Here is a 24,993-nt window from a genome sequence, read left to right as displayed (position 1 = left end):
ACCGGCCGGGGCCGCAGCCGGCGTGGCTGGAACCGCCGGAGCGACAGCGTCGGCGACCGGAACGGCGGGTTCCGCAACGGGCTGGTCCTCGACGACCGGGGCCGCTTCGGTTTCCACCTCGGGTTCGGCGACAACCTCTTCGGCGGCGTGAGCCTCTTCGTCCTCGGCGGCAAAGGCTTCGGCCTCGGCGCGGGCGCGGGCCTCTTCCTCGGCGCGGGCGCGGGCCTGATCAGCGGCCTGCTTGGCGGCTTCCAGGGCGGCGGCGCGGGCGTTGCGCTCGTGCGGGGTCAGGTCGTGTGCGTTCACCGCCTGCTGCAACAGCTCGACGTTGGCCACCGCCTTCGCCAATTCGGCCTCGGCGGCGCTGGCGCCTTCGCGCACCTCGTGCATGGCGCCACCGGCGGCCGAGAATGTGCGCTTCTTGCGCACTTCCACCTGCACCACCTTCGAGCGGCCATGCGAGAAGCTCTGGCGAACCTGGCCGGCCTCGACCGTCTTCTTCAGCTCGAGCTTGCCCGGCTGGGACAGCTTCAACGGCGCGGGCTTACGCTCCTGATCCTTCGAATCGCTCATGTAATCGACTTCGTCTCTTTCGCGGGGCCGTGCGGGAGGCGCGGCCGGTTCACTCTCACACTGACTCGGGCGCCGCCCCGGAAGACGGACGCGACACCAAGCCCTGGCGGAAGCCGGCCAAAAGTCCTGCCTCCACCACCAACCGACGCGCCAAACCGCCCTGCGACAGGGCGGCGTGCACCGACTGGTCACGGCCGAAGGGTTCACCCAACTCGACCGCATCGAACAATTCAACCACGGGAACGCCCGACGCCAAAGCGCGGATCTTGTTTTTCCCGTCTTCGGCGGCGTCGCGGGCTTCCACCAACACCGCCACCCGGCCAGCCTTCAGCTCGGCCTTGACCTTCTCGAACCCGCACAGCGCCTGACCGGCACGGCGGGCCAACGAAAGCACTTCCAGGCAGCGCCGCCCCAGCAACACGCCCACCCGGTCGGCCAGATCGTCCGGCACCGTCACCGCACGCCGCGCCGCCTTGGCGAACAGGCGCTTGCTCACGGCCGTATTTACCACATCCCGCCGCGCGCTCAACCAGATTCCCCGGCCGGGCAAGCGGCGTTCAAGGTCTGGAACGACCTCGCCCGCCGGCGACACCACGAACCGCAGCAGTTCCTCCTTGGGGCGGACCTGACCGGTGGCGATGCACCGACGCTGGGGTCCACCGGGCTGATCCGCCTCGGCCCAATCCTCCATGTCTTACGCCTGGCCGTCCTCGAACCAATGGGCACGCGGCGAAGCCGCGCATTTGACACGATAAGCGCCCATTGGTTCGGTTCCCACCATCATTCCCTCAGCCCTGACCGTCTTCGAACCAATGGGCGCGCGGCGAAGCCGCGCATTTGACACGATAAGCGCCCATTGGTTCGGTTCCCACCATCATTCCCTCAGCCCTGACCGTCTTCGAACCAATGGGCGCGGGCCGCCATGATGACGGCGTTGGCCTGGTCCTCGGTCATGTCGTCCTTGCCGATGATGTCCACCAGTTCGTCACTGGCCAGATCACCCAGGTCGTCCAGGGTCTTGATGGAGCGGTGACCCAGCTTGACCAGCATGTTGGGCGAAAGGCCCTCGATGGCGGCCATGGCGTCCTCGACCCCCAGATCCTTGCGCATGGCGTCGTAGCGCTCGTCCTGCTCGGCCAGAAAGGCCTTGGCGCGGTTTTGCAGCTCGGCGGCCACGTCCTCGTCGAAGCCTTCGATGTCGGTCAGGTCCTCGGTCGGCACGAAGGCCACTTCCTCGACGGTCGAGAAGCCTTCGGTCACCAGCAGGTGGGCGATGACGTCGTCCACGTCGAGCGCGTCGATGAACATCTTGGAACGCGAGCGGAACTCTTCGTTGCGACGCTCGGATTCCTCGGCCTCGGTCATGATGTCGATGGACCAGCCGGTCAATTGCGAGGCGAGGCGCACGTTCTGACCGCGTCGGCCGATGGCCAGGCTCAGTTGATCGTCGGGCACCACCACTTCCATGGCGTGGTTCTCGTCGTCCAGCACCACCTTGGTCACCTCGGCCGGAGCCAGGGCGTTGACCACGAAGGTCGCGTATTCGCCGGACCACGGGATGATGTCGATCTTTTCGCCCTGAAGCTCGGCCACCACCGCCTGGACGCGGCTGCCGCGCATGCCGACGCAGGCGCCCACCGGGTCGATGGACGAATCGTGGCTGAGCACGGCGATCTTGGCGCGCGAGCCGGGATCACGGGCCACCGCCTTGATCTCGATGATGCCGTCGTAGATTTCCGGCACTTCCTGGGCGAACAGCTTGGCCATGAAGGTCGGATGGGTGCGCGACAGGAAAATCTGCGGGCCACGCGGCTCGGCGCGGACGTCGAAGATATAGGCGCGCACGCGGTCGCCGGTGCGGAAGGTTTCGCGCGGGATCAGCTCGTCACGGCGCAGCAGCGCCTCGGCGCGGCCCAGATCGACGATGACGTTGCCGAACTCGACGCGCTTGACCAGACCGTTCGAGATTTCCCCGACACGATCCTTGTATTCGTTGAACTGGCGCTGGCGCTCGGCGTCGCGCACCTTCTGCACGATCACCTGCTTGGCGGTCTGCGCGGCGATGCGGCCGAAATCGATGGGCGGCAGCGGATCGACGATGAAATCGCCGAGTTGGGCGTCGGGCTTCTTCTTCAGGGCGCGGGCCAGCGGCAGCTGGGTCGCCTCGTTCTCCACTTCCTCGACCACCTCGATGAAGCGGGCAAGCTGAATCTCGCCGGTCTTGCGATCGATGTGGGCGCGGATATCGTGCTCGTGACCGTATTTGGAGCGGCCGGCCTTCTGGATGGCCTGCTCCATGGCTTCAAGCACCTCGTCGCGGTCGATGCCCTTGTCACGGGCCACCGCGTCGGCGACCTGCAACAATTCCGGGCGGGGAAGCGCAGCGATTCGTTCCATCGTCTCTTTTATCCCTGGCCTTCCGGCCCTTTGGTCACGGCGTCGATCAACGCATCGGTCAGCACCAGCTTGGCCGACTTGATGTCTTCCTGGGGGATCAGCGCCTCGCCGGTCTCGGTCAGAAGCCTGACCCGGCCTTCCTCGTCCAGACCCAGCAGCGTGCCGCGGAAACGCTTGCGGCCATCCACGGCCACCAGCGATTCCACCTTTGCCTCGTGCCCGGTCCAGGTGACGAAATCCTTGGCCCGCGTCAGCGGCCGGTCGATGCCGGGCGAACTGACCTCGAGCACGTATCCCCCCTGAATGGGGTCTTCAACGTCCAGAAGGGCCGACAGAGAACGGCTGATGTCGGCGCAATCGTCCACCGTCATCGGCGCGCCGTCCTTGCGTTCGGCCATGATCTGAAGCGTGGGGTGGGTCTTGCCCTGGAAAATGACTCGCACCAACTCGTAGCCCTGGGCTTCGAGTGACGGCGCAATCAGGTGATCCAAACGCTGTTGAAGGTCCATTCCCTCGATGCCTTGCGACCTAAAGGGTCCTTAAAAAAACAAAAAAGTGGGCCTACGGCCCACCCTTACGATCCCTTCCTCCAGCAAAACGCTTCTTGGAAGGAAAGCAAGAATGTGTCTAGTGGCGGACCTTAAGCGGATTCGCCGCCCGAGGCAAGGAAAGAGTGGAAACTATCCCCGCACCCGCCGCCGGAAGCGGAAGAAGACGGGGGCGTTTTCCGCCAGACACTTCAGTTCATAGCGGGTCGGCGGCCAATCCTGGGGCAGTTCGGTACGATCGGTGGTCACCAGGATTTCCTCGAAATCCGGGTGCGCCCGCAATTGTTCGGCCGCCCATTCCTGATAGACCGGATCATCCGAGGCGACGCGCAACTCGGCACCGTCGGCCATGATCCTGGCCAGACCGTCCAAATTCTCGCGGCCGATGAAACGGCGTTCGGCATGGCGCTTTTTCGGCCACGGATCGGGGAACAGCACGAACACCCGGCCGATCGAGCCATCGGGAAAGGCCGGGAAAAGCTGACGCACGTCCTCGGGATAGATGCGGACGTTGTCGATGTCGCTGCCGTTCAGGTGGGTCAACAGGCTGGCGACGCCGTTTCGGAACGGTTCGCAACCGATGATGCCCATTTCGGGATGCAGCTTGGCCTGGGCGACCACATGCTCGCCGCCGCCGAAGCCCACCTCCAGCCACACCTGATCCACCGGACGGGGGAACAGGTCGGCCGGAGCCAAGGTGCCCCCTGCCCCGGGCAGCGTCACCGCCAGCCGGGGCAGCAGGGTCTCGATCAAACCGAGGGCGGTGCGGCGCAGACGCTTGCCGCTGCGCCGTCCATAGAACCGCGGCCGCTCGGGGGCCGGATTCTTGTGATCGCCCTCGTCAGCCATCACGCACCGAAAGCGCGCTTGAGCTGGTCCACCAGATCCAGCTTCTCCCACGAGAAGCCGCCGTCCGCGTCCGGGTTGCGGCCGAAATGGCCGTAGGCGGCGGTGCGGGCGTAGATCGGCTTGTTGAGGCCGAGATGGGTGCGGATGCCGCGCGGGCTGAGATCCATCAGTTCCTGCAACACCTGCGACAGCTTGTCCTCGTCCACCTTGCCGGTGCCGTAGGTGTCGACATAGACCGACAGCGGCTTGGACACGCCGATGGCGTAGCTGAGCTGGATCACGCAGCGTTCGGCCAGGCCGGCGCCGACCACGTTCTTGGCCAGATAGCGCGAGGCATAGGCGGCGGAACGGTCGACCTTGGTCGGATCCTTGCCCGAGAAGGCGCCGCCGCCGTGGGGGGCGGCACCGCCGTAGGTGTCGACGATGATCTTGCGGCCGGTCAGGCCGCAATCACCATCGGGACCGCCGATGACGAAACGGCCGGTCGGGTTGACGTAGAAGGTTTCCTCGGGGCACATCCAGCCCTCGGGCAGCACGTTGAGAACGTGCGGACGCACGATCTCGCGCACGTCTTCCTGGGACAGCGAGCCGTCGTGCTGGGTCGAGACCACCACCGAAGTGGCGCGCACCGGCTTGCCGTCGCGGTATTCCAGGGTGACCTGGGACTTGCTGTCCGGGCCCAGCAGCGGCTCGGCGCCGGAATGGCGGGCCTCGGCCAGGCTCTTCAGGATTTCATGCGAATAGAAGATCGGCGCCGGCATCAGCACCGGGGTCTCGTTGCAGGCGTAGCCGAACATGATGCCCTGGTCGCCCGCGCCCTCGTCCTTCTCGCCGGCGGCGTCGACACCCACCGCGATGTCGGCCGATTGCTGGTGGACATGGCACTGCACCTCGGCGTTCTTCCAGTGGAAGCCGTCCTGTTCGTAGCCGATGTCGCGAACCGCGTGGCGCGCGATCTCTTCCATCAGCGCCGGCGTCACCGAGGCCGGACCACGCACTTCGCCGGCCATGACGATCAGGTTGGTGGTGCACAGGGTCTCGACCGCGACACGCGACTGAGGATCGGCCGCCAGGAACGCATCGACGATGGCGTCGGAAACACGGTCGGACACCTTGTCGGGATGACCTTCGGACACCGACTCGGACGTGAACAGGTAATTCTTCTTCGACACGGGCAAGCCCTCCTAGTGCCTATTGCGGACCAGGGGCATCAACGGTCTTGGCGACGCCATGATGATGCACCCACTTAGCCAGTGTTTACCGTGGCGGCAAGCGGTCACAAATCTCCACGGGAACAACAAATCTGTCCCAGGGCAGTTCTTGTGGCAGGGAGTGCCCAGGTCCGTCAAGCGCAAAGCAAAAAGGGGGAAACGGCCTCGCCATTCCCCCTTTTCATGCATGGTCTTTTCGACCTCAGCGCTCCGAGGCCTCGGCGGCGTCCGCCAGGGCCTTGGCCAGTTCGTACACCCGCTTGCGCACCTGCGGATCGGAAATACGGTAATAGGCGCGCACCAGTTCCAGCGTCTCGCGCTTGGCCATGGGATCGGCCTCGAAATGGGCCGGCGGCTCTTCCAGTTCGCCAACCCCGGCGATCAGCGCCGGGCTTTGCGACTTCAGTTCCTCGCCCATGTCGTCGAAGAAGAAGCTGACCGGAACGTCGAGCACACGCGACAGGTCGAACAGGCGCGAGGCGCCGACGCGGTTGGCGCCGCGTTCGTATTTCTGCACCTGCTGGAAGGTCAGGCCCAGGGCCTCGCCCAGCTTTTCCTGGCTCATGCCAAGAAGCGTGCGGCGCAGGCGCACGCGCGAGCCCACATGCACATCGATGGGATTGGGCTTGCCCGAAGGGGTACGCCCCCGGCTGCTGCCCTTACGCGCGCCGGTATTCTGATTACGCGGAGTTTGAGCCATTTAGGTCTGCCCCAGCCTTCATAATTTGCAAAATGCGACTCCCCCGCCGCGGCGCTCATTATGACTGGGGTTAAATGCAAGTCAACATGGCGAAGAAAGTCTTCCCATGATCAGGACTTCCGGCGGCTCAGCCATCCCGTCGCCAGGGCTCCGGCAACGCACAGGAAGCTCAGAATCAACGGCACGGCGTTGCCGAAACGCGAGAAAACAGTCGCCGTCAACGCCTGGGGCAAAGCGGAATCCACCACCCCACGCTGCCCCAGTCCCAGCCGCGCCAGTTCGCGGCCCATGCCGTCGAACACGGCGGACACACCGGAATTGGCCGCCCGCACCACCGGAAGACCTTCCTCGACCGCGCGCATGCGGCCGGCGGCCAAGTGTTGATAGGGACCGGCGGACTTGCCGAACCAGCCGTCATTGGTGACGGTCAACAGCCAGCCGGGGCGCGGCTGGTCGCGACCGACCACGGCGGCGGGAAAGATCGATTCGTAACAGATCATCGGCGACACGGCCGGCAGCCCCGGCAGCGGCAACGTGCGCGGGCCAGGGCCGGACGAAAAGTCGGTGCCGCCCTGGGTGATCTTGGCGATGGGCAACACCTCGCGCAGCGGCACGTATTCGCCAAAGGGCACCAGATGCGCCTTGTCATAGATCGCCAGCACCTGACCGGCACCGTCGATGGCCATCAGGCTGTTCCACACCCGAAAGGGAAACTGGCCCGGGCTGGTGACCCGCGGCGCACCGGTGATGACCATGCCGCCGGGCGGCGCCACCGACGCCACCAGGGCCCGGTGGGGCACGTCGGCGTCAAGCACGAACGGCGCCGCCGTTTCCGGCCAGATGACATGGGTGACCTTGTCCCAGCCGGCTTCCTTGGACAGTTCCAGATGCGACAGCAGATGCGCCTCGCGCAGGTCGTCGCGCCACATGTGGCGCTGACCGATCGCCGCCTGAACCAGACGCAGACGAACGCCCGGCACCATCTCGGCGGGCGACGACAACCGCAGCAGGCCGAACACCAGCGACGCCACCAGCAAACCCGCCGCCCCGGCCAGGGCCGCCAGCCGCCTTTGGCGCGGCGCGAAATCCGCCGCCACCGCCGGCAGGCCGAACACCAGGACGGTCAACAGCGAAAGCCCGAACACGCCGACCAGCGACCCCACCTGCAACACCGCAGGAACCGCGTCCCATACCGAACCCAACGGATTCCACGGGAACCCGGTCAACGCCCAGGAGCGGACCCATTCCATGACGGTCCAGGTGCCGGCCAGCACCGGCACCCGGCCGATGCCCGACACCCCGGACAGCCGCGCCGCCCAGGTGGCGACGCCAATGAACACCGCCAGCAGACCCGACAGACCCAATGTGGCGAAAGGAATCATCCAGCCGAATTTGTCCGGCTCGATCAGCAGCGCGTTGGCGATCCACACCAACCCCACCAGGAACCAGCCCAATCCCCACCACCAGCCGGCACCGAAGGCGGCACGGCGCGAGGACGAGGCGTCAAGCAGCCAGATCAGACCAGGCAACGACACCAGCAGCACCGGCACCAGCCCCACCGGCGGCAGGGCCAGCGCGGCCAGTGCCCCCAGCAGCACCAGCACGCCGCGCCGCCGCCACCCGGACAACCGGGCCAGCCAATGGGCGGCGGCACCAAGCCACCCCCAGGCAGCGGGCGAGGAGCGCAGTGCCAACACCGCCTCCATCAGGCGCTCTCGGCCGCGACCGGGGACGGAGTCCGGCGCACCCTGAGCCACTTGATGCGGCGGGGATCGGCGTCCACCACCTCGAATTCCAGGCCCGAGGGATGGGCGATCAGCTCGCCGCGCGACGGCACCCGGCCGGCGACAAAGAACACCAGCCCGCCCAGGGTGTCGACGTCGTCGCGTTCCTCGTCGGTCAGCATGGGGCCGACCACTTCCTCGAATTCCTCGATGGGGGTGCGGGCGTCGGCCTCGATCACCCCGTCGGGACGGACCACCATGTCGGGATCGACAGCGCGGTCATGTTCGTCCTCGATCTCGCCGACAATCTGTTCGACCACGTCCTCGATGGTCACCAGACCGTCAATGCCGCCGTATTCGTCGACCACCAGGGCCATGTGCGTGCGCTTGATCCGCATTTCCAGCAACAGGTCCATCACCCGCATGGCCGGCGACACGAACAGGACCCGGCGGACCAGCCGCTGAAGCTGAAGCGGCTTGTCCACCCGGCTTGCCGACAGGATGTCCTTGATGTGGACCATGCCGACCACGTCGTCCAGATTGCCGCGATAGACCGGCAGACGGGAATGGCCGCATTTGATGAACAGCTCGGTCAGGTCGGGCAGCGCGGTGTCAACGTCGACGCCGACGATGTCGGCGCGCGGCACCATGACGTCATAGGCCGTCTGTTCGCGCAGGTGCAGGATGTTGCCAAGCAGCACCCGTTCCTGGTCGTCGATGGGAATGCCGGCGTCGTCGCGGTCCTCGATCAGTTCCTCGAGCGCCTCGCGCACGGTCTCGCTGCCCTTGGAACGGCGCAACAGCCGAAGCCAGCCCCGCAAGGTGTCGAGCAGGCCGTCGTCGCCGGCATGCGCCGCGTCGCGGGCGATCTTGCCCACATGATGGGAGGAACCGACCGCCGGATCGGCGGCGCCATTGACGAAAGCGGTCCCGACGGGTCGGGCGCCATCCGCTTGAACTGCCCCGAAAGATCGGGGCGGGGGACTATGGGGTTCGCTCATGGTCCTCATCGCCCTCCTTCGGCGATGTCGCTTTCGTCCGCCCCATAGGGGTCGGCAACGCCGAATCCGGCCAGGATGGCGGTCTCTAGCCGTTCCATCTCCAAGGCCTCGGCCTCGTCTTCCTCGTGATCATAGCCCAACAGGTGCAGAACGCCATGCACGACAAGATGACGAAAATGATCGACCAAGGGTTTCCCCATGGCCTGGGCCTCGTCACGACAGGTGCCGAACGCCAGGATGACGTCGCCCAGCAGCAGCGGCGCCCCCGCAACCCGTGGCGCATCCTCGTCGTCGAGGGTGGCGAAGGACAACACGTTGGTCGGCTTGTCCTTGCCGCGCCAGTCACGGTTCAACCCCTGTACGGTGGTGTCGTCGGCCAGCACCAGACTGATTTCCACCGGGCCGTCGCCCAGGTCGCAATCGGCCTGTTCCAGTGCGGCCAGCGCCATGCGCTCGGCCACCGGCTCGGCGTCGGAAAGGGCCTGGGTCCAGGACGGGTCCTCGACGGAAATGGCGACGGTCACGGGGTTCATGGCTTTTCCGCCGAAGCGGCCTTGCGGGTGCGGTCGGCCTGGTCATAGGCGCGCACGATGCGGGTGACCAGATCGTGGCGGACCACGTCGCGGTCGGTGAAGGTGACGAACGACACGCCGTCCATGCCGCCCAGGATGTCGAGCGCGTCGCGCAGGCCCGAACGCTGGCCGGGCGGCAGGTCGACCTGACTAAGGTCGCCGGTGATGACCATGCGCGACCCCTCGCCCAGACGGGTCAGGAACATCTTCATCTGCACCGAGCTGGTGTTCTGCGCCTCGTCCAGGATGACGAAGGAATTGGACAGGGTCCGCCCGCGCATGAAGGCCAACGGCGCCACCTCGATCTCGCCGGCCGCCAGCTTCTTCATCACCTGGTCGCCGGGCAACATGTCGTGCAGCGCGTCGTAAAGCGGGCGCAGGTAGGGATCCACCTTCTCCTTGAGGTCGCCGGGCAGGAAGCCCAGACGCTCGCCGGCCTCGACCGCCGGACGCGACAGGATCAGACGGTCCACCTCGCCCTTCAGCATCATCGACACCGCCTTGGCCACCGCCAGATAGGTCTTGCCGGTGCCGGCGGGTCCCAGGCCGAACACCAGGGAATCACGCTCAAGCGCCGCAAGATAGGTGGATTGGGTCGGCGTGCGCGGCGCGATATGGCGCTTGCGGGTCCGCAGCACCAAGTCGCCGGCGATTTCGGGAGGATGGGCGGTCATGCGGATGGCGGCATCGATGTCGGCGGTCTCCAGATGTCCCTGACGCATGGCCAGGGCGTAAAGCGCGTCCAGCACCGCCCCGGCCTCGGCCGCCGATTGCGGCGACCCCGACACGGCGACGGTGTTGCCGCGGGTGTTCAGCGCCACGCCCAGGACGTGCTCGATGCGTTCGAGATTGACGTTGTGCGGCCCGAACAGCGCTTGCAACGCCGCGTTGTCGGGGAATTCCCGCGTGACCGTGGTCCGTTGCGACCAAGGGGCGGTCACGCGCGCTTCCTTTCGACGTCCACCAGTTCGGCGGCCAGGGAATTGGGATGGACCGCCGTGACCCGGACTTCCGCCACTCGGCCCAGAAGCCCGTCGGCGTCGTCCACGTGCACCGCCTGCATATAGGGCGAGCGGCCGACCAACTGGCCGGGGCGGCGGCCGGGACGGTCCAGCAGCACCGCCATGGTGCGGCCGACGCAGGTCTGGTTGAACGCCCGCGTCTGGTCCCATAACAACGTCTGCAACTCGGCCAGCCGCGAATCCTTGACCGCTTCCTCCACCTGATCGGGCATCATCGCCGCCGGCGTGCCGGGACGGGACGAATATTTGAAGGAATAGGTGTTGACGAACCCCACCTCGCGCACCAGCGCCATGGTGTCGGCGAAATCGGCGTCGCTTTCGCCGGGAAAGCCGACGATGAAGTCCGACGACAGCGCAAGGTCGGGCCGCGCCGCCTTGAGCCGTTCCACCAGCCGCAGATAGGTGGCGCGGTCGTGCTTGCGGTTCATGGCGTCCAGGATGCGGTCAGAGCCCGATTGCACCGGCAGGTGCAGGAACGGCATCAGCTTTTCGACCTCGCCATGGACGGCGATCAGGTCGTCGTCCATGTCGCGGGGATGCGACGTGGTGTAGCGGATGCGGGCCAGGCCGTCGATCCCGGCCAGCTCGCGGATCAGCGCGCCGAAGCCCCGGCCGCCGTCGCCGTGCCAGGCGTTGACGTTCTGGCCCAACAGCGTGATCTCGACCACGCCTTGCTCCACCAGCTTGCGCGCCTCGTCCATGATGGCGGCCTGGGGCCGGGAATATTCGGCGCCGCGGGTATAGGGCACCACACAGAAGGTGCAGAACTTGTCGCAGCCTTCCTGCACCGACAGGAAGGCGGCGGCGCCATCGGCGCGCGCCTCGGGCAGGAAGTCGAATTTCGGCTCCAGCGGAAATTCGGTGTCGAGCACGGCACCGCCCTTGCCGTTGAGGTCGGCGGCGCGGGTGGCCTTGGCCACCATCTCGGGCAGGCGGTGATAGGTCTGCGGTCCCAGCACGATGTCCACGAACGGCGCCCGGCGCAGGATTTCCTCGCCCTCGGCCTGGGCCACGCAGCCGGCGACGGCGATGATCATGTCGCCGCCCTTGTCCTGTTTGTGGGCCCGCCAGCGGCCCAGTTCCGAGAACGTCTTCTCGGCGGCCTTCTCGCGGATGTGACAGGTGTTGAGGATCACCATGTCGGCGTCCTCGGGACCATCGGTCATGGCATAGCCCAGAGGTGCCAGGACGTCCGCCATGCGGGCGGAGTCATAGACGTTCATCTGACAGCCATAGGTCTTGACGAAGAGTTTCTTGGCCAAAGTCGTCAGCCCACGGCCTTTGCGCCGCCGGCGGTTGGAAATACGACAAGGGCGGGACCGAAAGGGGTCTCGCCCGGTTTACCGGCTAAGGGTGCTCATTTGGCAGCCCCGAGTCAAGGATTCCCGCCGGTGACGGCGGCCGGTGGGCGCGAACGCCGTCCTCGTCCAGCCGGCCGGACAGGGCGTCGATCACACCGCGCGCCACCACATCGTGGCAATGATTGGACAATGCCTTGCGGTCGGCGAAGTCGGCTTGGCTGACCACCGGATGAAAGATCACCTCGACCGTCAGGTCGCCCAGACCCAGCGCCGCGAACAGATGCCCGGCCAGGGTCATGTCGCCGTACCAGGCATAGAACGGCCGAAAGGCGCGCCCCATGGCGCAGCCGTCAAGACGGGTATAGGCCACCGACACCGGCTGCACCGGCAGGGGTTGCCCATCAGGGCCGGTCAGCGCCGCCACCGCGAACAGCGAGCTTTTGAACGGCAGCACCCGGTTGCCGTCGTTGGACGTGCCCTCGGGGAACAGGATCAGCGAATCGCCCGCCGCCAGCCGATTGCTCAACTGGTCGCGCTCGCGCGCCGTGGCGCCGCGCGCCCGGTTGACGAACACCGTCCTGGCGATCCGCGCCAGGAAGCCGAAGCCGGGCCAGCCCGCCACCTCGGCCTTGGCGACGAAACAGGCCGACAACTGGCTGCCGAGGATCAAAATGTCGAGATAGCCGGCGTGGTTTGAGACGAACAGAACCGGGCGGCGGTCGGAACGGGGCGCACCGCGCGTCACCACCCGGAACCCCAAAAGCCGGTTGCACACCCGGAAATAGGCCCGCGCATAGGAGGAACAGCCCCGCCAGCCGCAAGCCAGCAGCAGCAGGTAGGGTGGTAGCGCCGTCAGCGTCCAGGTCACGAAGGCCAGGAAGCGCAAGGCGGCGATGAACGGGCTGGACAAGGTCATGGGCCTGTTCCCCGGTCCGCTCAGGACGTGGCGGGAACGTCGCGAGCGTAATGCTTGGCGTATTTCGCGGTGACCAGCTCGGTCTTGACCATCACGCAGACGTCGGTGGTGTTGAACTGGTGGTCGATCACCGCACCGTCGCCGACAAAGCCGCCAAGGCGCAGGTAGCCCTTGATCAACGGCGGCAACGAGGCCAGCGCCCGGCGGGGGTTGAGCGCGTCCTTGTCCATCAGGTTCATGCCGACGTAGAGGTCGGGCAAGGCCCGCGGGCACATCTCGGCCGGGGCCAGATGGTAGTGGTGGAGATAGGAAAGCTGGGTGGCCAGCGCTTCGGGTTCGGTGCCGGGCAGCGAGGCGCAGCCGAACATCAGGTCGATGCCGTGCTCCCATACATAGGACGCGATGCCGGCCCACATGATCTGCATGGTGGCGCCGGTGCGATACTGGGCGTCAACGCAGGAACGGCCCAGTTCCATGAAGTTGCCGCCCGCCACCAACAGCTTCGAGATGTCGTATTCGCCGGCGGTGTAGAAACGGCCGAACGCTTCGCCCACCTTGCGGCGGATCAGTCGGTAGGTGCCGACCACGGCGGCGCCCCCCTTGCCCCGCGACGGGTCCAGCACCAGAAGATGGTCGCAGATGGCGTCGAAATCGTCGAAGTCGGAATGCCGCGCCGCCATGGCGTCGGTGGGCTTGGCCCCCATCTCCTCGTAGAAGACGCGGTAGCGCAACGCCTGGGCGGCGGCGATTTCCTCGTCATTGGCGGCAAGACGCACTTCCAGGCGCGAATTCGCCGCCTCTTCCCCGATATCGGTCATGCTTCCTCGCGTTCGGTGGTCGCGCATCGGGCCGCGTCGGCCCGGCTGCGGATCATTTCTCGTCTTTTTGCCCGGAGGAAGTCAACGGCACGCCGTACAATTCCAGTCGATGCCCGACCAGTCTGAAACCGTAGGTTTCAGCGATCTTGCGCTGAAGAACCTCGATCTCGGGGCTGGTGAACTCGATCACCCTGCCCGACTGGACGTCGATCAGGTGGTCGTGATGATCCTCGACCGATTCCTCGTAACGGGCACGGCCGTCGCCGAAATCGTGGCGTTCCAGGATGTCCGCCTCTTCGAACAGCCGCACGGTCCGATAGACGGTGGCGATCGAGATGCGAGGGTCGATCTCGGTGGAGCGGCGGTACACCTCCTCCACGTCGGGATGGTCGCTGGCTTCCGACAGCACGCGGGCGATCACCCGGCGCTGGTCGGTCATCTTCATGCCCTTGTCGATGCAGCGCTGTTCAATTCGGGAAACCATGCCAGACCTTTAGAATCTTCTACGGTTCGCGACTATAAAACCAAAAGGCGCCACGGGCAAACGGCCCGTGGCGCCCTTCGACGCGGTGACCGCAACCTGGCTCAACCGGCGCGCTTGGCCGCCGGGCGCTTGCGCGGCTTGGTGCCCAGGCCGATCTTCTTGGCCAGGCTGGACCGGTGCTGGGCATAGTTGGGGGCAACCATGGGATAGTCGGCCGGCAGGCCCCAGCGCTCCCGGTATTCCTCGGGCGTCATGTTGTAGGCGGTCTTGAGGTGACGCTTCAGCATCTTCAGCTTCTTGCCGTCCTCAAGGCAGATGATGTAATCGGGGTTCACCGACTTCTTGACCGGAACCGCCGGCTGCGGGCGTTCGGGCGCGGCCGGGGCGTTGCCGACCGAGCACAAGGTCCGGTAAACCTCGTTGATCAGCTGCGGCAGGTCGCTGACCGCGACGGTGTTGTTGGCGACATGCGCCGCCACGATTTCAGTGGTGAGCGTCAACAGGTCGCTGGTATTCGAACGCTCCGACATCGAGAGCATACCTCCAATTACAACGAATTCCGGGGTATATAATTCCTTTAATTGCCCCAGGCAATAACCATTATGAAAAACCGATCTGGCGGGATTTGCATGACTGAGAAGGCCAACTACTACCTTGACATCACATCAGAGCTCTGCCCGATGACCTTCGTCCGCACTAAGTTGCTGGTGGAAAGGATGGCGCCGGGCGAGACGCTGGAGGTCCGTCTGCAAGGAATCGAACCTTTGACCAATGTCCCGAAATCCGTTTCCGAACTAGGACATATCGTCGAATCCCTGACCCCGGAAAATGACGACGACAGCACCGGCGTCCATCGATTGATCATTCGCAAGAAGTAGATACATCGAGATCGCGGCGCATCACCACCGCGTCTTGATCGCCATAATAGGCCTTGCGTAATCCGACCCGCACGAAACCGTGTTTTTCGTACAGAGTCAACGCGGCAACGTTGCCGGTCGCGGCTTCCAGGAACATGTTTCCGGCCCCGGCCCGGCACGCGGCGACCGACGCCGCCTCCAGCAATTGCCGGCCCAAGCCGCCTCGACGCCACGGCGGCAACACGGCGATGGACAGGATTTCCGCCTCGTCGGCGACAACCCGCCACAGCACGAACCCCGCCGGGCCGGGCGGCCGCGTCGATGGCGCCAACGACCGCCCGTCCACCGCGATCAGCGCCGTCACCCCCGGCATGGCCAACAGGTCGGCCATGGCCTTGGCGTCCCAAGCATCGGCGAAGCAAATCCTGTGCATACCGGCCAAAAGCTCGGCATGGGCCAAGGACGCCGCAAGCAATTCGATCATGGTGTCGGACATTTCGGCATGGTCACGTCCGCCTCGCGCAGGTAAAGCGGTTCGGGCGGCAACGCCGTCCCCGCCGCCCAATGCCGCGCCGCCAGGGCCGCGACCACCGCCGCGTCGGGCGCCCCCGGCGAAGACGCCACCACCGCGTCGGGCATCGATGGCGCCACCAGGTCGCAGGCGTCGCCGGCCAGCACCACCGGCCCCAGATCAAGCGCCATCACCTGAGGCGGCGTCAGGGCACGAACCGGCCACAACGGCGCAAGGTCGGCGTCGAAGGCCTGGACCCACACTTCCTCGCGACGGGAATCCAACAGGGCCAGGACGGTTCGCCCCGCCCGTTCCTGCGCCGGCACCGCCGCCGCCACCGCCTCGGGCGTGGCGACCCCGGCCAGCGGCTTGGCCGCCGCCAGAGCCAACGCCCGCGCCGTCGCCAGCCCGATACGGATGCCGGTGAACGCCCCCGGCCCCACCGTCACCGCCAACAGGTCGAGAGCGGAAAAATCCAGCCCGGCTTCGGCCATCACCTCGGCGACCATGGGCACCAGGACTTCACTCTGACCGCGCGACATGGCGGCGAAGCGGCGCGCCACGACGGCGCCATCCCGCCAAAGCGCGGCCGAACAGGCCGACGTGGCGGAATCAAGGGCAAGAACGATCATCGGGAAAACCATCGTTAGGAAAGGCCGCGCTATACTGCTCTGCCCGCCCGCCCTTGAAAAGGAGAAGCGATGCACCCGCTGGTTCCCGTCGCCGCCGAGGATTTCGCCGTCGACCTCTGCCTGTCCTATGCCACCGCCGACAATTTCACCGGCCGGCCGGTCTATGGCCCCGACGCCGGATGCTTCCTGCACGCCGAAGCCGCCGCCGCCCTGACCCGTGCGGTGGAACTGGCGCGGCCCCTGGGCCTGCGCTTCAAGATCTTCGACGCATTCCGCCCGGCCGAGGCGCAATGGATCTTGTGGAACCACACCCCGGACCCCGAATTCCTGGCCGACCCCCGTCAAGGTTCCGCCCATTCCTTCGGCGTCGCCGTCGACCTGACGCTGACGGAAGCGGAAAGCGGACGGGAACTGGACATGGGCACCGCTTTCGACGCCTTCACGCCGCGATCCCACCACGGTCGCCTGGACATCCCACCCGAGGCCCAGCGCAACCGCGCCCTGCTGTTGGGAGTGATGGTCGCCGCCGGCTGGGAGTACAACCCGCACGAATGGTGGCACTACCAACTACCCGAAGCGCGTAGCCGCTATGTCCTGCTTTCCGACGCGGTCCTGGGCGAACGGGGTATGCTTCCCCCCTTGTCGGGAAGGGAGAGGGGCACTATCTGATACCTAAGTCGGAGAATGCCCGGCAAAAACCCTATGTCGTGTCGCAGTAATCGACAAGATCGACACAAAATAGACAAAATTGTCTACATACTGATACCAAGGAACAGATAGACAGAACACCGGGTATCCGTTTATGAATCACCTATCGTCCACAGCAACTGGAAGGGGGCACACATGATGCACAACACCTGTTCGCCCGCCGCCACCCCGCGTGAATGCCGGGCCGGCGTCCAGTCCACCCTTGCACAAAAGGCTTTCTCGGCTCGTGCCATGTCGCCGCGGAAAATGGATTTCATCGGCAACGACGAACCCAGCCTGGACGAACTGATGGACGACGATCTGGTGCGCCGCGTCATGGCCCGCGACGGTCTCCAGCCCCATCAGGTGTGGTCTTTCCTGGACGACATGCGCAGCAGGCTGCGCTGAACCTTCTCCCTGGGCCGCTCTGCCTCTCGTGAACGACCTTCACCCCCGCTTCGGCGGGGGTTTTTCTTGGGATCAGTCCTCGCTTTCCAGCGACGCTACGTAACGCAGCCCATCCAGCGCGGTGGAGAACCAGTCGGCGGCGCTTTCGTCCTGGCTGTAGACCAGCCAGGCGGGACGGCGGAATTCGGGGGCGTCGGCAACTTCGAACAACCGGCCCGAGGCGAGGTAGGAGCGCACGGCGCGCATGGGGAAATAGCCGGTGCCGCCATAGGACAGGATATGTTGCAGCCCCAAGGCCCCCAACCCCACCGACACCGCAGGGGTCTTGAGATCGGGAAAAGCCTGGCCGTGACCTTGACGGAACTCGGGGCCCCAATCGACGAACACGTAATTGTCGTCCCAATCGGCGACACCGCGGCGACGGGTCGAAACCATGATCAGCCGTTCTTCCAACAGCTTTTCGATGTGCAGGCCGGGACGCGAGACGGGGCTGTACATGACGCCGATATCCAGCAACCCCTCGGTCAACTGGCGCATCATGCCTTCCGACAGGCCGACCTCGGCCCGCAGCGCCACATCGGGCAACGCCGTGCGCATCCACGGAATCCATTGCACCAACAGACGATCCCACAGCGAGAACTGGCCGCCGACGTTCAGCACGGTCTTGAAACCGGGCGGCAGGGCGATTTCCTGGCGCGCCTGTTCCCACACCCGTACCAGCGAGGTGGCATAGCGGCGGAACTGCATGCCGGCGGCGGTCAGCTCGGTGCCGGCCTTGGAACGCACGAACAGCGGCCGGCCCAATTCGTCCTCCAGCGCCTTGATGCGCATGGACACGGTGGACTGGGTCACGTCCAGCCGCTCGGCAGCCTTGTTGAAGTTGCCGGTCTCGACGATTTCCAGGAAGGTACGGGCTAGGTCGATGTTCATCGCAAGGTCCACCAGCGGTCGCGGCCACCCTGCCGCACCCGCGAAAATCCGCGCGGACTTCTAGCGCACCTGCGCCTGAACATCAACAGCGCAAGACGGCGTAATCGGAAATACCGATACGTTGGGGGATTTTGGCATCAGGGAAGGCCTGTGCCGGACCGCGTTCCGATCCGGCCGACCCCATCGCCACAGGGAAGCGGCGTCTTGCCCTCCGCTTCCCGTTCCGCGCGACGGCCTGTTAGGCCTGGGCGCGGGTCTTGACGTCGCCGCGAGCGCGGGCGGCGTATTCCTTGAGCTGACGCTCCATGGCGCCGAAGGCACCCTTGAGCGCGCCATAGATGTCTTCGTGTTCTTCCGAAGCACGCTTCACCACCAGCTCGGAACCCGGCACCACCAGGTCGATGCGGATGTGAAAGTCTTCACCCTTCTGGTGCAGGTTCGACGTGTTCTTGTGGCTGCGTTCCACCGCCACCCGGCAGCTGGTGATGCGGTCGAAGAACTGCTCCAGCTTGGCCACCTTCTCGCGGATGCGCTCTTCGGCGGCATCCGAGTGGTCGATCCCGTGAAAGGTGATCTGGAGAGGAATCTGCATGAACGTCTCCTGCTTTCTCAAAATGCCGCCCGGCGTAGGTTGTTGGCGGCGAAAAATTCCGCGAGCATGGCTCGACCCCACTTTCGGGGCCGCTATACATACCGATTTGACCGGGCGAGAGCAACGCCGATGCGTGGACCTTTCATTTTTCTGGATTACGCGCGCACTTGCAACCTCGACGACCCTCCCTCATATCAAGTCGCCCGCGCATGGCGGGAATGGCAGACCGTTAAAATTTCAGGGAATCGACCATGGCCGAAGAGAAGCGCGAGTTTCAGGCGGAAGTCGCCAAGCTGCTGGATATCGTCGTCCACTCGCTCTACTCCAACAAGGAGATCTTTCTGCGCGAGCTGATCTCCAACGCCTCGGACGCCTGCGACAAGCTGCGCTACGCCGCGCTGACCGATCCGTCGCTGGTGGCCGATGGCGCCGAGTACCGTATCCGGCTGATCCCCGACGCCGAGGCGGGACAGTTGACCATCGCCGACAACGGCGTCGGCATGAACCGCGACGACCTGGTGGCCAACCTGGGCACCATCGCCAAGTCGGGCACCGCCGACTTCATGAACCGCCTGACCGGCGACGCGAAAAAGGACATGACGCTGATCGGCCAGTTCGGCGTCGGCTTCTATTCCGCCTTCATGGTCGCCGACAAGGTCACGGTGGTCACCCGCAAGGCCGGCGAGGAACACGGCTGGCGCTGGGAAAGCGACGGCAAGGGCGAGTTCACCATCGCCCCCGAACCGGACGCCCCGCGCGGCGCCTCCATCACCCTTTCGCTGCGCGACAGTGAAAAGGAGTTCCTGGACCGCTTCCGACTGTCGGCCATCGTCAAGCGCTACTCGGACCACATCGCCATCCCGGTGATCCTGGTCGAGGGCGACAAGGAAGAGACGCTCAATTCCGCCTCGGCCCTGTGGACCCGCTCGAAATCCGAGGTCACGCCCGAACAGTACAGAGAATTCTATCACCACGTGGCGCACGCCTTCGACGACCCGTGGCTGACCATCCATTCCAAGGCCGAAGGCGCCATCGAATACACCAGCCTGTTGTTCGTGCCGGGATCGAAGCCGTTCGACATCTTCCATCCCGACCGCAAGCAGCACGTCAAGCTTTACGTCAAGCGGGTGTTCATCACCGACGAGGCCGAGGGCCTGTTGCCCCCGTACCTGCGCTTCGTGCGCGGTGTGGTCGACAGCCAGGACCTGCCGCTGAACGTCAGCCGCGAGATGCTTCAGCACAACCCGGTGCTGGCCAAGATGAAGTCCGGCCTGGTGAAGAAGGTGCTGTCCGAACTGAAGAAGAAGGCCGAGGACGACGCCGAATCCTACGCCACCTTCTGGGAGACCTTCGGCGCCGTGCTGAAGGAAGGCATCTACGAGGATTTCGAGCGTAAGGCCGACATCCTGGCGCTGTGCCGTTTCCGCACCACCGCCACCGACGGCCTTGCCACCCTGGACGAGGTGGTGGGGCGCATGAAGGACGGCCAGGACGCTCTTTATTACGCCACCGGCGACGACGTCGCCGCGCTGAAGAAAAGCCCGCAACTCGAAGGCTTCCTGGCCAAGGGCGTCGAGGTGCTGTTGCTGACCGACCCCATCGACGAATTCTGGGTGCCGGCGGTGGGCGAGTACCAGGGCAAGAAGCTGGTGGCCATCACCCAGGGCGACGTCGACCTGTCCAAGGTCCAGGCCGACCCGGAAACCGAGGCCGCCAAGCCCGAGGCGGCGCCGGCCGAAGCGCTGGACACCTTGGTCGCGGCGTTGAAGCTGAACCTGGACGGCAAGGTCAAGGACGTGCGCGCCACCGACCGCCTGACCAACTCGGCGGTGTGTCTGGTGGCCGATTCCGGGCAGATGAGCCTGCATCTGGAAAAGCTGCTGAAGGCGCACAACCAGCTCGACCACGACAGCCCGCGCGTGCTCGAGATCAACCCCCGCCACCCGCTGATCAAGGCCTTGGCCGACAAGGTCAAGTCCTCGGGCCGCGAGGGCGTCGAGGACGCGGCGCTGTTGCTGCTGGACCAGGCCCGCATCGTCGAGGGCGAACCCCCGGCCGACCCGGTGGACTTCGCCCGCCGCTTGGCGACGGTGATGGAGAAGGGGCTGGTGGGGTAACACCTTTTCCTTCCGCTCCGTCCTTGTACAATGGCCCCCCGACCCATCCGGTCGGGGGGCTTTTTCATGATCCGCTTTTTAGTGTTGTTCTTGGTGCTGGCGTTTCCCGCCTTCGCCCAAACCGTGGAAACGCGCCGCGCGGCAGTGGATTCGACGCTGGCCAACGCGCCGGCCTGCCGCGATCTGGGCGACGCCTATTGGGAAGTCGGCGACGCCACCGGGCGCTTGGCCTGGGGGCAGCGCGGCCGGACCATCACCGCGGAGCGGCCGTTGCGCATCGCCTCGGCCAGCAAATGGCTGTGGGGCGCCTATGTGGCCGAGCGCCAGGGCGGAACCCTGAGCGGCGACGACGTCGCCGCCCTGACCATGAGCACGGGCTATCACGGCGAAAATCCACTGGCCTGTCGCGGCACCGTGGCGGAATGCCGCGACAAGGGGTTTGATCCTGCCCTGGTCGGCAAGTTCCATTACGACAGCGCCCATTCCCAGCATCAGGCCGTGGCCATGGGCCTGGGCGCGCTGGACGGTCCCGGTTTGGCCGCCGAGATGCGCCGCCTGCTCGGCACGGATCTGGCGTTCACCATGCGCTCTCCGCAGCCGGCGGGCGGGGCGATCATGGCACCCAGCGCCTATGGCGTGTTCCTGCGCAAGCTGGCGGCCGGCCAATTGCGCCTGTCGGGCCTGCTGGGCAGCCATGCCGTCTGCACCCTGCCCGGCACTTGCCCGACCGCGGTCAAAAGTCCGTTCGACCGCAATTGGCATTACAGCCTGCATCATTGGGTCGAGGACGCGGCCGGCGACGATGGCGCCGTCAGCAGCGCCGGCGCTTTCGGGTTCTATCCTTGGATATCCGCCGATCGGACCACCTGGGGCCTGTTGGCGCGCGAACAGGTCGAACGCCATGCCGGCCGGGCCAGCGCCACCTGCGGCATCCTGCTGCGCAAGGCGTGGTTCGCCGCAGCGCCGCAAACGGGCGGTGCCGCCGCGACGCCGACCGGCGCCACATCCAGTGAACGCGCCCACCCCATCCGCGACGCGCTCCGCCAGCGCATGCTGGAACGGGGACGGTGAAGAAGACCAAATAGCAAGGGGACACGGTCACAAGGCTAAAACTTTCCGGTCTCCGAGGCTCTTGCAATCCGCTCCCGTAACCCCGACCTTGGGTCCACCATGGACGAGACTTTCGGCCGGGGTCGGGTGACGGCGGTGCTGGGACCCACCAATACCGGCAAGACCCATTACGCGCTGGACCGCATGCTAGGACATGCGTCGGGGATGATCGGCTTTCCGCTGCGTCTGCTGGCGCGCGAGAACTACGACCGCATCGTCCGCCTCAAGGGGGCGGCATCCGTCGCGCTGATCACCGGCGAGGAACGGATCGTGCCGCCCCGTCCGCGCTGGCTGGTGTGCACGGTGGAATCCATGCCGCTGGACCGCCGCGTCGCCTTCCTGGCCATCGACGAGATCCAATTGTGCGCCGACCCGGAACGCGGCCACGTCTTCACCGACCGGTTACTGCACGCCCGCGGGCAGCAAGAGACCCTGTTCCTGGGCGCCGAGACCATGAAGCCGCTGCTGGCGCGGCTGGTGCCCGGCATCGAATTCGTCACCCGGCCGCGCCTGTCCCGGCTGTCCTATGCCGGGGCGAAGAAACTCAACCGCCTGCCGCCCCGGTCCGCCATCGTCGCCTTCTCGGCGGCCGAGGTTTACGCCATGGCCGAGTTCGTGCGCCGGCAACGGGGCGGCGCGGCGGTGGTGCTGGGCGCGCTCAGCCCTCGCACCCGCAACGCCCAGGTCGGGCTGTACCAGGGGGGCGAGGTCGACTACATCGTCGCCACCGACGCCATCGGCATGGGGCTGAACATGGACGTGGACCATGTGGCCTTCGCCGGCTTGCGCAAGTTCGACGGCCGTTCCCCCCGCGCCCTGGAAGCGTCCGAGATCGCCCAGATCGCCGGCCGCGCCGGCCGGCACATGAACGACGGCACCTTCGGCACCACCGCCGACATCCCCGGCCTGGACCCGGAACTGGTCGAGGCGGTGGAGAACCACGCCTTCGCCCCGGTGCGGGCGCTGTGGTGGCGCAATTCGGAATTGCGTTTCACCTCGGTCGAGGCGTTGCAGGTGGCGCTGGACCGCGCGCCGTCGGAACCGGGACTGATCCGCGCCCGCGAAGCCGACGACCAGATGGCCCTGGCCCATCTTGCCCGCGATCCCGACATCGTGAAGCTCGCCAACCATCCCGAACGGGTGAAGCTGTTGTGGGACGTGGCCCAGGTGCCCGATTTCCGCAAGGTCATGGCCGACACCCACACCCGGTTGCTGGCCCGGATCTATCATCACCTGACCGGACCGGGGCGCCGGCTGCCCACCGACTGGCTGGCCGCTCAGGTGGACCGGCTGGACCGCACCGATGGCGAGATGGACACCCTGGTCGCCCGCATCGCCCATGTCAGGACCTGGACCTACGTGTCGCATCGCCCGCACTGGCTGGCCGACCCTGTTCATTGGCAGGAACGCACGCGGGCCATCGAGGACAAGTTGTCCGACGCCTTGCACGAACGCCTGACCCAACGTTTCGTCGACCGCCGCACCGCCCATCTGGTGCGGCGCATGGCCGACGAAAGCGAATTGCTGGGCGCGGTGGCGCGTTCCGGCGAGGTTCTGGTCGAGGGTCATTTCGTCGGCCGGCTGAATGGGTTCCACTTCGTTCCCGATGCCGCCGAAGGCCCCAACGCCGCCCGTGCCGTGCTGGCTGCCGCCCAACGCAGCCTGAAGCCGGAAATCCGCGCCCGCGTCGAACGGCTGTGCGCCGACCCGGACGAATCCTTCGCCCTGACCGAGGGCGGTGCCGTCTTGTGGCAGGGGCAAACGGTCGGACGGCTGACCAAGGGCGCCCATCCCTTGCGTCCAGCGGTCGAGGTCGAAGCCGGGGAATTTCTGGAGCCGGCGGCCCGCGACCGGGTCCGCAAGCGGCTGGCCCAATGGCTGGACGACGTGGTCGCCGATTGTTTCCGCCCGTTGCTGCGCGCCCAGGCGGCACCGTTGGCCGGTGCCGCGCGCGGATTGGTCCACCAACTGGCCGAAGCCTTGGGCAGCATGGATCGCAGCGGCGCCGACAGCCAATTGGCCGCCCTGGACGCTGAGGGCCGCAAGGCGCTGGCCCGTCTGGACATCCGTCTGGGAATGGAAAGCGTGTTCGTGCCGGCCCTGCTGAAACCGGGTGCCCAACGGTTGCGGGCCTTGCTGTGGGCGGCGGCCAACGACACCCCCCCGCCCGTCGCCCCCGGCGAACGGGTGACGGTGGTACCCCAACCCGATGTGCCCACCCCCTTTTATGCCGCCATCGGCTATCGCCTGCTGGGGCCGCGGGCGGTGCGGGTGGACATGCTGGAACGCTTCGCCGCCGGCCTGCGCAAACTGGCCCGCGATGATCGCCACGGCTTTGCCGTGCCGCCGGCGTTGGCGTCCTTGTTGGGACTGGGAAGCGAGGAACTGGCGGGGGTGATGGAGGCGCTTGGCTATCGCCGCCAGCAGGGCGAGGCGAAGCCGCCCCTGTGGTTGCCGCCCCGACGCGGTCCTCGCCGCGCGCCGCCGGAAAAACAAAAAAAGCACCGCGCGGATTCCCCCTTCGCGGTGCTGCGAAACCTTTGACGACGGAAGCGGCGGCTCAGAATACCTTGGCCCCACACCGGCGCATCAGCCGACTGGTCAGGACGACGCTTTCCTCGGGTGTTTCTCCCACCGGCACCCGCACGCTGACGTCTTCCAGCGCCTCGGCGATTTCGACGGCAAGGTCGAACAATTCCGACGGCGTTCGCGAATCCAGCGGTGGATAGTGGCCCGTAGCGCCAAGGTCGACCAGGATCATGGGCTTCCTCCCCTCCGGCATCGTCAAAACAATTCCATGTCGTCGGCTTGCAGTTCCTGGCCGTGGAAGACGATCTCGTCTCCCGTCTGGCGGCCCAGCCGGGCGTGAACCTCGGCATCCGGGATCGATCGCGCGATGAAGGCGGCGAAATCGTAAAGATATTCGTGCGCCTTGACGGTCAGCGGCTGGTAGCGCGCGTCACAGCTGCGGTCGACCCTGACCAGGAACATTGTCGCCTCCCACCCCCTGGGGTGATTACCTGAGGCTTATCA

Annotated in this window: 28 protein-coding genes; 6 read left to right on the top strand and 22 right to left on the bottom strand. The window is 66.0% G+C overall.

The window, feature by feature from the left end:
* From G4223_RS15615 to G4223_RS15540, 16 genes are all read right to left on the bottom strand, one after another.
* Positions 1–573, bottom strand: a 573-nt coding sequence (locus G4223_RS15615; RefSeq protein WP_205762542.1) for an IF-2-associated domain-containing protein, incomplete at its 3' end; no start/stop codon positions are given.
* 55 nt (positions 574–628) lie between these two features.
* Complete coding sequence (locus G4223_RS15610; RefSeq protein ID WP_163681678.1) at positions 629–1,264, bottom strand: RNA-binding protein; 636 nt, start codon at positions 1,262–1,264, stop codon at positions 629–631.
* 191 nt (positions 1,265–1,455) lie between these two features.
* Entirely contained in the window at positions 1,456–2,970 is a 1,515-nt protein-coding gene (gene nusA, locus G4223_RS15605) for a transcription termination factor NusA (RefSeq protein WP_163681677.1), read from the bottom strand.
* Positions 2,971–2,978: 8 nt separating this feature from the next.
* Positions 2,979–3,479: a ribosome maturation factor RimP gene (rimP, locus tag G4223_RS15600; protein WP_163681674.1), complete on the bottom strand. Its 501-nt coding sequence runs from the start codon at positions 3,477–3,479 to the stop codon at positions 2,979–2,981.
* A 171-nt stretch (positions 3,480–3,650) separates the two neighbouring features.
* A complete protein-coding gene (gene trmB / locus G4223_RS15595; RefSeq protein WP_163681672.1) occupies positions 3,651–4,367 on the bottom strand; it encodes a tRNA (guanine(46)-N(7))-methyltransferase TrmB in 717 nt (238 codons plus the stop codon).
* Entirely contained in the window at positions 4,367–5,539 is a 1,173-nt protein-coding gene (metK, locus tag G4223_RS15590) for a methionine adenosyltransferase (RefSeq protein ID WP_163681670.1), read from the bottom strand. Before metK ends, trmB begins: the two co-directional genes overlap by 1 nt.
* Positions 5,540–5,780: 241 nt before the next feature.
* On the bottom strand, positions 5,781–6,278 hold the full coding sequence (locus G4223_RS15585) for a helix-turn-helix domain-containing protein (protein WP_163681667.1): 498 nt from the start codon (positions 6,276–6,278) through the stop codon (positions 5,781–5,783).
* Positions 6,279–6,388: 110 nt separating this feature from the next.
* Positions 6,389–7,972: an apolipoprotein N-acyltransferase gene (gene lnt / locus G4223_RS15580; RefSeq protein WP_338086891.1), complete on the bottom strand. Its 1,584-nt coding sequence runs from the start codon at positions 7,970–7,972 to the stop codon at positions 6,389–6,391.
* Positions 7,973–7,983: 11 nt separating this feature from the next.
* Complete coding sequence (locus G4223_RS15575) at positions 7,984–9,003, bottom strand: hemolysin family protein (RefSeq protein WP_163681664.1); 1,020 nt, start codon at positions 9,001–9,003, stop codon at positions 7,984–7,986.
* Positions 9,004–9,008: 5 nt separating this feature from the next.
* Entirely contained in the window at positions 9,009–9,536 is a 528-nt protein-coding gene (ybeY, locus tag G4223_RS15570; protein WP_163681662.1) for an rRNA maturation RNase YbeY, read from the bottom strand.
* Complete coding sequence (locus G4223_RS15565; protein WP_338086890.1) at positions 9,533–10,516, bottom strand: PhoH family protein; 984 nt, start codon at positions 10,514–10,516, stop codon at positions 9,533–9,535. The genes ybeY and G4223_RS15565 overlap by 4 nt, the downstream gene beginning before the upstream one ends.
* Positions 10,513–11,859, bottom strand: coding sequence for a tRNA (N6-isopentenyl adenosine(37)-C2)-methylthiotransferase MiaB (miaB, locus tag G4223_RS15560; protein ID WP_163681654.1), 1,347 nt, complete (start codon positions 11,857–11,859; stop codon positions 10,513–10,515). Before miaB ends, G4223_RS15565 begins: the two co-directional genes overlap by 4 nt.
* An 85-nt stretch (positions 11,860–11,944) precedes the next feature.
* Entirely contained in the window at positions 11,945–12,814 is an 870-nt protein-coding gene (locus G4223_RS15555; protein ID WP_163681652.1) for a lysophospholipid acyltransferase family protein, read from the bottom strand.
* 20 nt (positions 12,815–12,834) lie between these two features.
* Positions 12,835–13,632 (bottom strand): GNAT family N-acetyltransferase, encoded by a 798-nt coding sequence (locus G4223_RS15550; RefSeq protein ID WP_163681651.1) that lies wholly within the window; start codon positions 13,630–13,632, stop codon positions 12,835–12,837.
* Between the two features lie 52 nt (positions 13,633–13,684).
* Positions 13,685–14,116, bottom strand: a complete 432-nt coding sequence (locus G4223_RS15545; protein WP_163681649.1) for a Fur family transcriptional regulator — start codon at positions 14,114–14,116, stop codon at positions 13,685–13,687.
* A gap of 101 nt (positions 14,117–14,217) precedes the next feature.
* On the bottom strand, positions 14,218–14,646 hold the full coding sequence (locus G4223_RS15540; RefSeq protein ID WP_163681647.1) for a Ros/MucR family transcriptional regulator: 429 nt from the start codon (positions 14,644–14,646) through the stop codon (positions 14,218–14,220).
* Positions 14,647–14,745: 99 nt separating this feature from the next.
* Here G4223_RS15540 and G4223_RS15535 point away from each other — a divergent pair, with 99 nt between their 5' ends.
* Positions 14,746–14,994: a sulfurtransferase TusA family protein gene (locus tag G4223_RS15535; protein WP_163681645.1), complete on the top strand. Its 249-nt coding sequence runs from the start codon at positions 14,746–14,748 to the stop codon at positions 14,992–14,994.
* Here the strand turns inward: G4223_RS15535 and G4223_RS15530 are convergent.
* Together G4223_RS15530 and tsaB are read right to left on the bottom strand one after the other, a co-directional pair.
* Positions 14,978–15,457, bottom strand: coding sequence for a GNAT family N-acetyltransferase (locus G4223_RS15530; protein ID WP_163681643.1), 480 nt, complete (start codon positions 15,455–15,457; stop codon positions 14,978–14,980). The genes G4223_RS15535 and G4223_RS15530 overlap by 17 nt on opposite strands.
* Positions 15,454–16,116: a tRNA (adenosine(37)-N6)-threonylcarbamoyltransferase complex dimerization subunit type 1 TsaB gene (gene tsaB / locus G4223_RS15525; protein WP_163681641.1), complete on the bottom strand. Its 663-nt coding sequence runs from the start codon at positions 16,114–16,116 to the stop codon at positions 15,454–15,456. The genes G4223_RS15530 and tsaB overlap by 4 nt, the downstream gene beginning before the upstream one ends.
* A 69-nt stretch (positions 16,117–16,185) precedes the next feature.
* On the opposite strand from tsaB, the gene ddpX reads away from it, so the two are divergent.
* A complete protein-coding gene (gene ddpX / locus G4223_RS15520; RefSeq protein WP_163681639.1) occupies positions 16,186–16,785 on the top strand; it encodes a D-alanyl-D-alanine dipeptidase in 600 nt (199 codons plus the stop codon).
* 174 nt (positions 16,786–16,959) lie between these two features.
* On the top strand, positions 16,960–17,211 hold the full coding sequence (locus G4223_RS15515; protein ID WP_163681637.1) for a hypothetical protein: 252 nt from the start codon (positions 16,960–16,962) through the stop codon (positions 17,209–17,211).
* Between the two features lie 72 nt (positions 17,212–17,283).
* Here G4223_RS15515 and G4223_RS15510 read toward each other — a convergent pair whose 3' ends face one another.
* Positions 17,284–18,141, bottom strand: a complete 858-nt coding sequence (locus G4223_RS15510) for a LysR family transcriptional regulator (RefSeq protein ID WP_163681634.1) — start codon at positions 18,139–18,141, stop codon at positions 17,284–17,286.
* A 238-nt stretch (positions 18,142–18,379) separates the two neighbouring features.
* Positions 18,380–18,733 (bottom strand): ribosome hibernation-promoting factor, HPF/YfiA family, encoded by a 354-nt coding sequence (hpf, locus tag G4223_RS15505; RefSeq protein ID WP_163681632.1) that lies wholly within the window; start codon positions 18,731–18,733, stop codon positions 18,380–18,382.
* Between the two features lie 251 nt (positions 18,734–18,984).
* Between hpf and htpG the strand changes: the two genes are divergently transcribed.
* From htpG to G4223_RS15490, 3 genes are all read left to right on the top strand, one after another.
* Positions 18,985–20,850, top strand: coding sequence for a molecular chaperone HtpG (gene htpG, locus G4223_RS15500; protein WP_163681630.1), 1,866 nt, complete (start codon positions 18,985–18,987; stop codon positions 20,848–20,850).
* Between the two features lie 66 nt (positions 20,851–20,916).
* Positions 20,917–21,921, top strand: a complete 1,005-nt coding sequence (locus G4223_RS15495) for a hypothetical protein (protein ID WP_163681628.1) — start codon at positions 20,917–20,919, stop codon at positions 21,919–21,921.
* A gap of 99 nt (positions 21,922–22,020) precedes the next feature.
* Positions 22,021–24,504 carry a helicase-related protein gene (locus tag G4223_RS15490; RefSeq protein ID WP_163681627.1) on the top strand — a complete coding sequence of 828 codons (2,484 nt, stop codon included), beginning with the start codon at positions 22,021–22,023 and terminating at the stop codon, positions 24,502–24,504.
* A gap of 16 nt (positions 24,505–24,520) precedes the next feature.
* Here G4223_RS15490 and G4223_RS15485 read toward each other — a convergent pair whose 3' ends face one another.
* Together G4223_RS15485 and G4223_RS15480 are read right to left on the bottom strand one after the other, a co-directional pair.
* Positions 24,521–24,721, bottom strand: coding sequence for a hypothetical protein (locus G4223_RS15485; protein ID WP_163681625.1), 201 nt, complete (start codon positions 24,719–24,721; stop codon positions 24,521–24,523).
* A gap of 23 nt (positions 24,722–24,744) precedes the next feature.
* Positions 24,745–24,951: a hypothetical protein gene (locus G4223_RS15480; RefSeq protein WP_163681623.1), complete on the bottom strand. Its 207-nt coding sequence runs from the start codon at positions 24,949–24,951 to the stop codon at positions 24,745–24,747.
* Positions 24,952–24,993 lie beyond the last annotated feature (42 nt).

This window comes from Magnetospirillum aberrantis SpK, assembly GCF_011022235.1.
In the GTDB taxonomy this organism is placed as follows: Bacteria; Pseudomonadota; Alphaproteobacteria; order Rhodospirillales; family Magnetospirillaceae; genus Magnetospirillum; species Magnetospirillum aberrantis.
This window is presented reverse-complemented; position numbering and strand designations above follow the sequence as displayed.

Coding starts and splice junctions, on each gene's coding strand:
- G4223_RS15610 (WP_163681678.1), bottom strand. CDS start 1,264: ATGGAGGATTGGGCCGAGGCGGATCAGCCCGGTGGACCCCAGCGTCGG.
- nusA (WP_163681677.1), bottom strand. CDS start 2,970: ATGGAACGAATCGCTGCGCTTCCCCGCCCGGAATTGTTGCAGGTCGCC.
- rimP (WP_163681674.1), bottom strand. CDS start 3,479: ATGGACCTTCAACAGCGTTTGGATCACCTGATTGCGCCGTCACTCGAA.
- trmB (WP_163681672.1), bottom strand. CDS start 4,367: ATGGCTGACGAGGGCGATCACAAGAATCCGGCCCCCGAGCGGCCGCGG.
- G4223_RS15585 (WP_163681667.1), bottom strand. CDS start 6,278: ATGGCTCAAACTCCGCGTAATCAGAATACCGGCGCGCGTAAGGGCAGC.
- G4223_RS15575 (WP_163681664.1), bottom strand. CDS start 9,003: ATGAGCGAACCCCATAGTCCCCCGCCCCGATCTTTCGGGGCAGTTCAA.
- ybeY (WP_163681662.1), bottom strand. CDS start 9,536: ATGAACCCCGTGACCGTCGCCATTTCCGTCGAGGACCCGTCCTGGACC.
- G4223_RS15555 (WP_163681652.1), bottom strand. CDS start 12,814: ATGACCTTGTCCAGCCCGTTCATCGCCGCCTTGCGCTTCCTGGCCTTC.
- G4223_RS15550 (WP_163681651.1), bottom strand. CDS start 13,632: ATGACCGATATCGGGGAAGAGGCGGCGAATTCGCGCCTGGAAGTGCGT.
- G4223_RS15545 (WP_163681649.1), bottom strand. CDS start 14,116: ATGGTTTCCCGAATTGAACAGCGCTGCATCGACAAGGGCATGAAGATG.
- G4223_RS15540 (WP_163681647.1), bottom strand. CDS start 14,646: ATGTCGGAGCGTTCGAATACCAGCGACCTGTTGACGCTCACCACTGAA.
- G4223_RS15535 (WP_163681645.1), top strand. CDS start 14,746: ATGACTGAGAAGGCCAACTACTACCTTGACATCACATCAGAGCTCTGC.
- G4223_RS15530 (WP_163681643.1), bottom strand. CDS start 15,457: ATGATCGAATTGCTTGCGGCGTCCTTGGCCCATGCCGAGCTTTTGGCC.
- tsaB (WP_163681641.1), bottom strand. CDS start 16,116: ATGATCGTTCTTGCCCTTGATTCCGCCACGTCGGCCTGTTCGGCCGCG.
- ddpX (WP_163681639.1), top strand. CDS start 16,186: ATGCACCCGCTGGTTCCCGTCGCCGCCGAGGATTTCGCCGTCGACCTC.
- G4223_RS15515 (WP_163681637.1), top strand. CDS start 16,960: ATGATGCACAACACCTGTTCGCCCGCCGCCACCCCGCGTGAATGCCGG.
- G4223_RS15510 (WP_163681634.1), bottom strand. CDS start 18,141: ATGAACATCGACCTAGCCCGTACCTTCCTGGAAATCGTCGAGACCGGC.
- hpf (WP_163681632.1), bottom strand. CDS start 18,733: ATGCAGATTCCTCTCCAGATCACCTTTCACGGGATCGACCACTCGGAT.
- htpG (WP_163681630.1), top strand. CDS start 18,985: ATGGCCGAAGAGAAGCGCGAGTTTCAGGCGGAAGTCGCCAAGCTGCTG.
- G4223_RS15495 (WP_163681628.1), top strand. CDS start 20,917: ATGATCCGCTTTTTAGTGTTGTTCTTGGTGCTGGCGTTTCCCGCCTTC.
- G4223_RS15490 (WP_163681627.1), top strand. CDS start 22,021: ATGGACGAGACTTTCGGCCGGGGTCGGGTGACGGCGGTGCTGGGACCC.
- G4223_RS15485 (WP_163681625.1), bottom strand. CDS start 24,721: ATGATCCTGGTCGACCTTGGCGCTACGGGCCACTATCCACCGCTGGAT.
- G4223_RS15480 (WP_163681623.1), bottom strand. CDS start 24,951: ATGTTCCTGGTCAGGGTCGACCGCAGCTGTGACGCGCGCTACCAGCCG.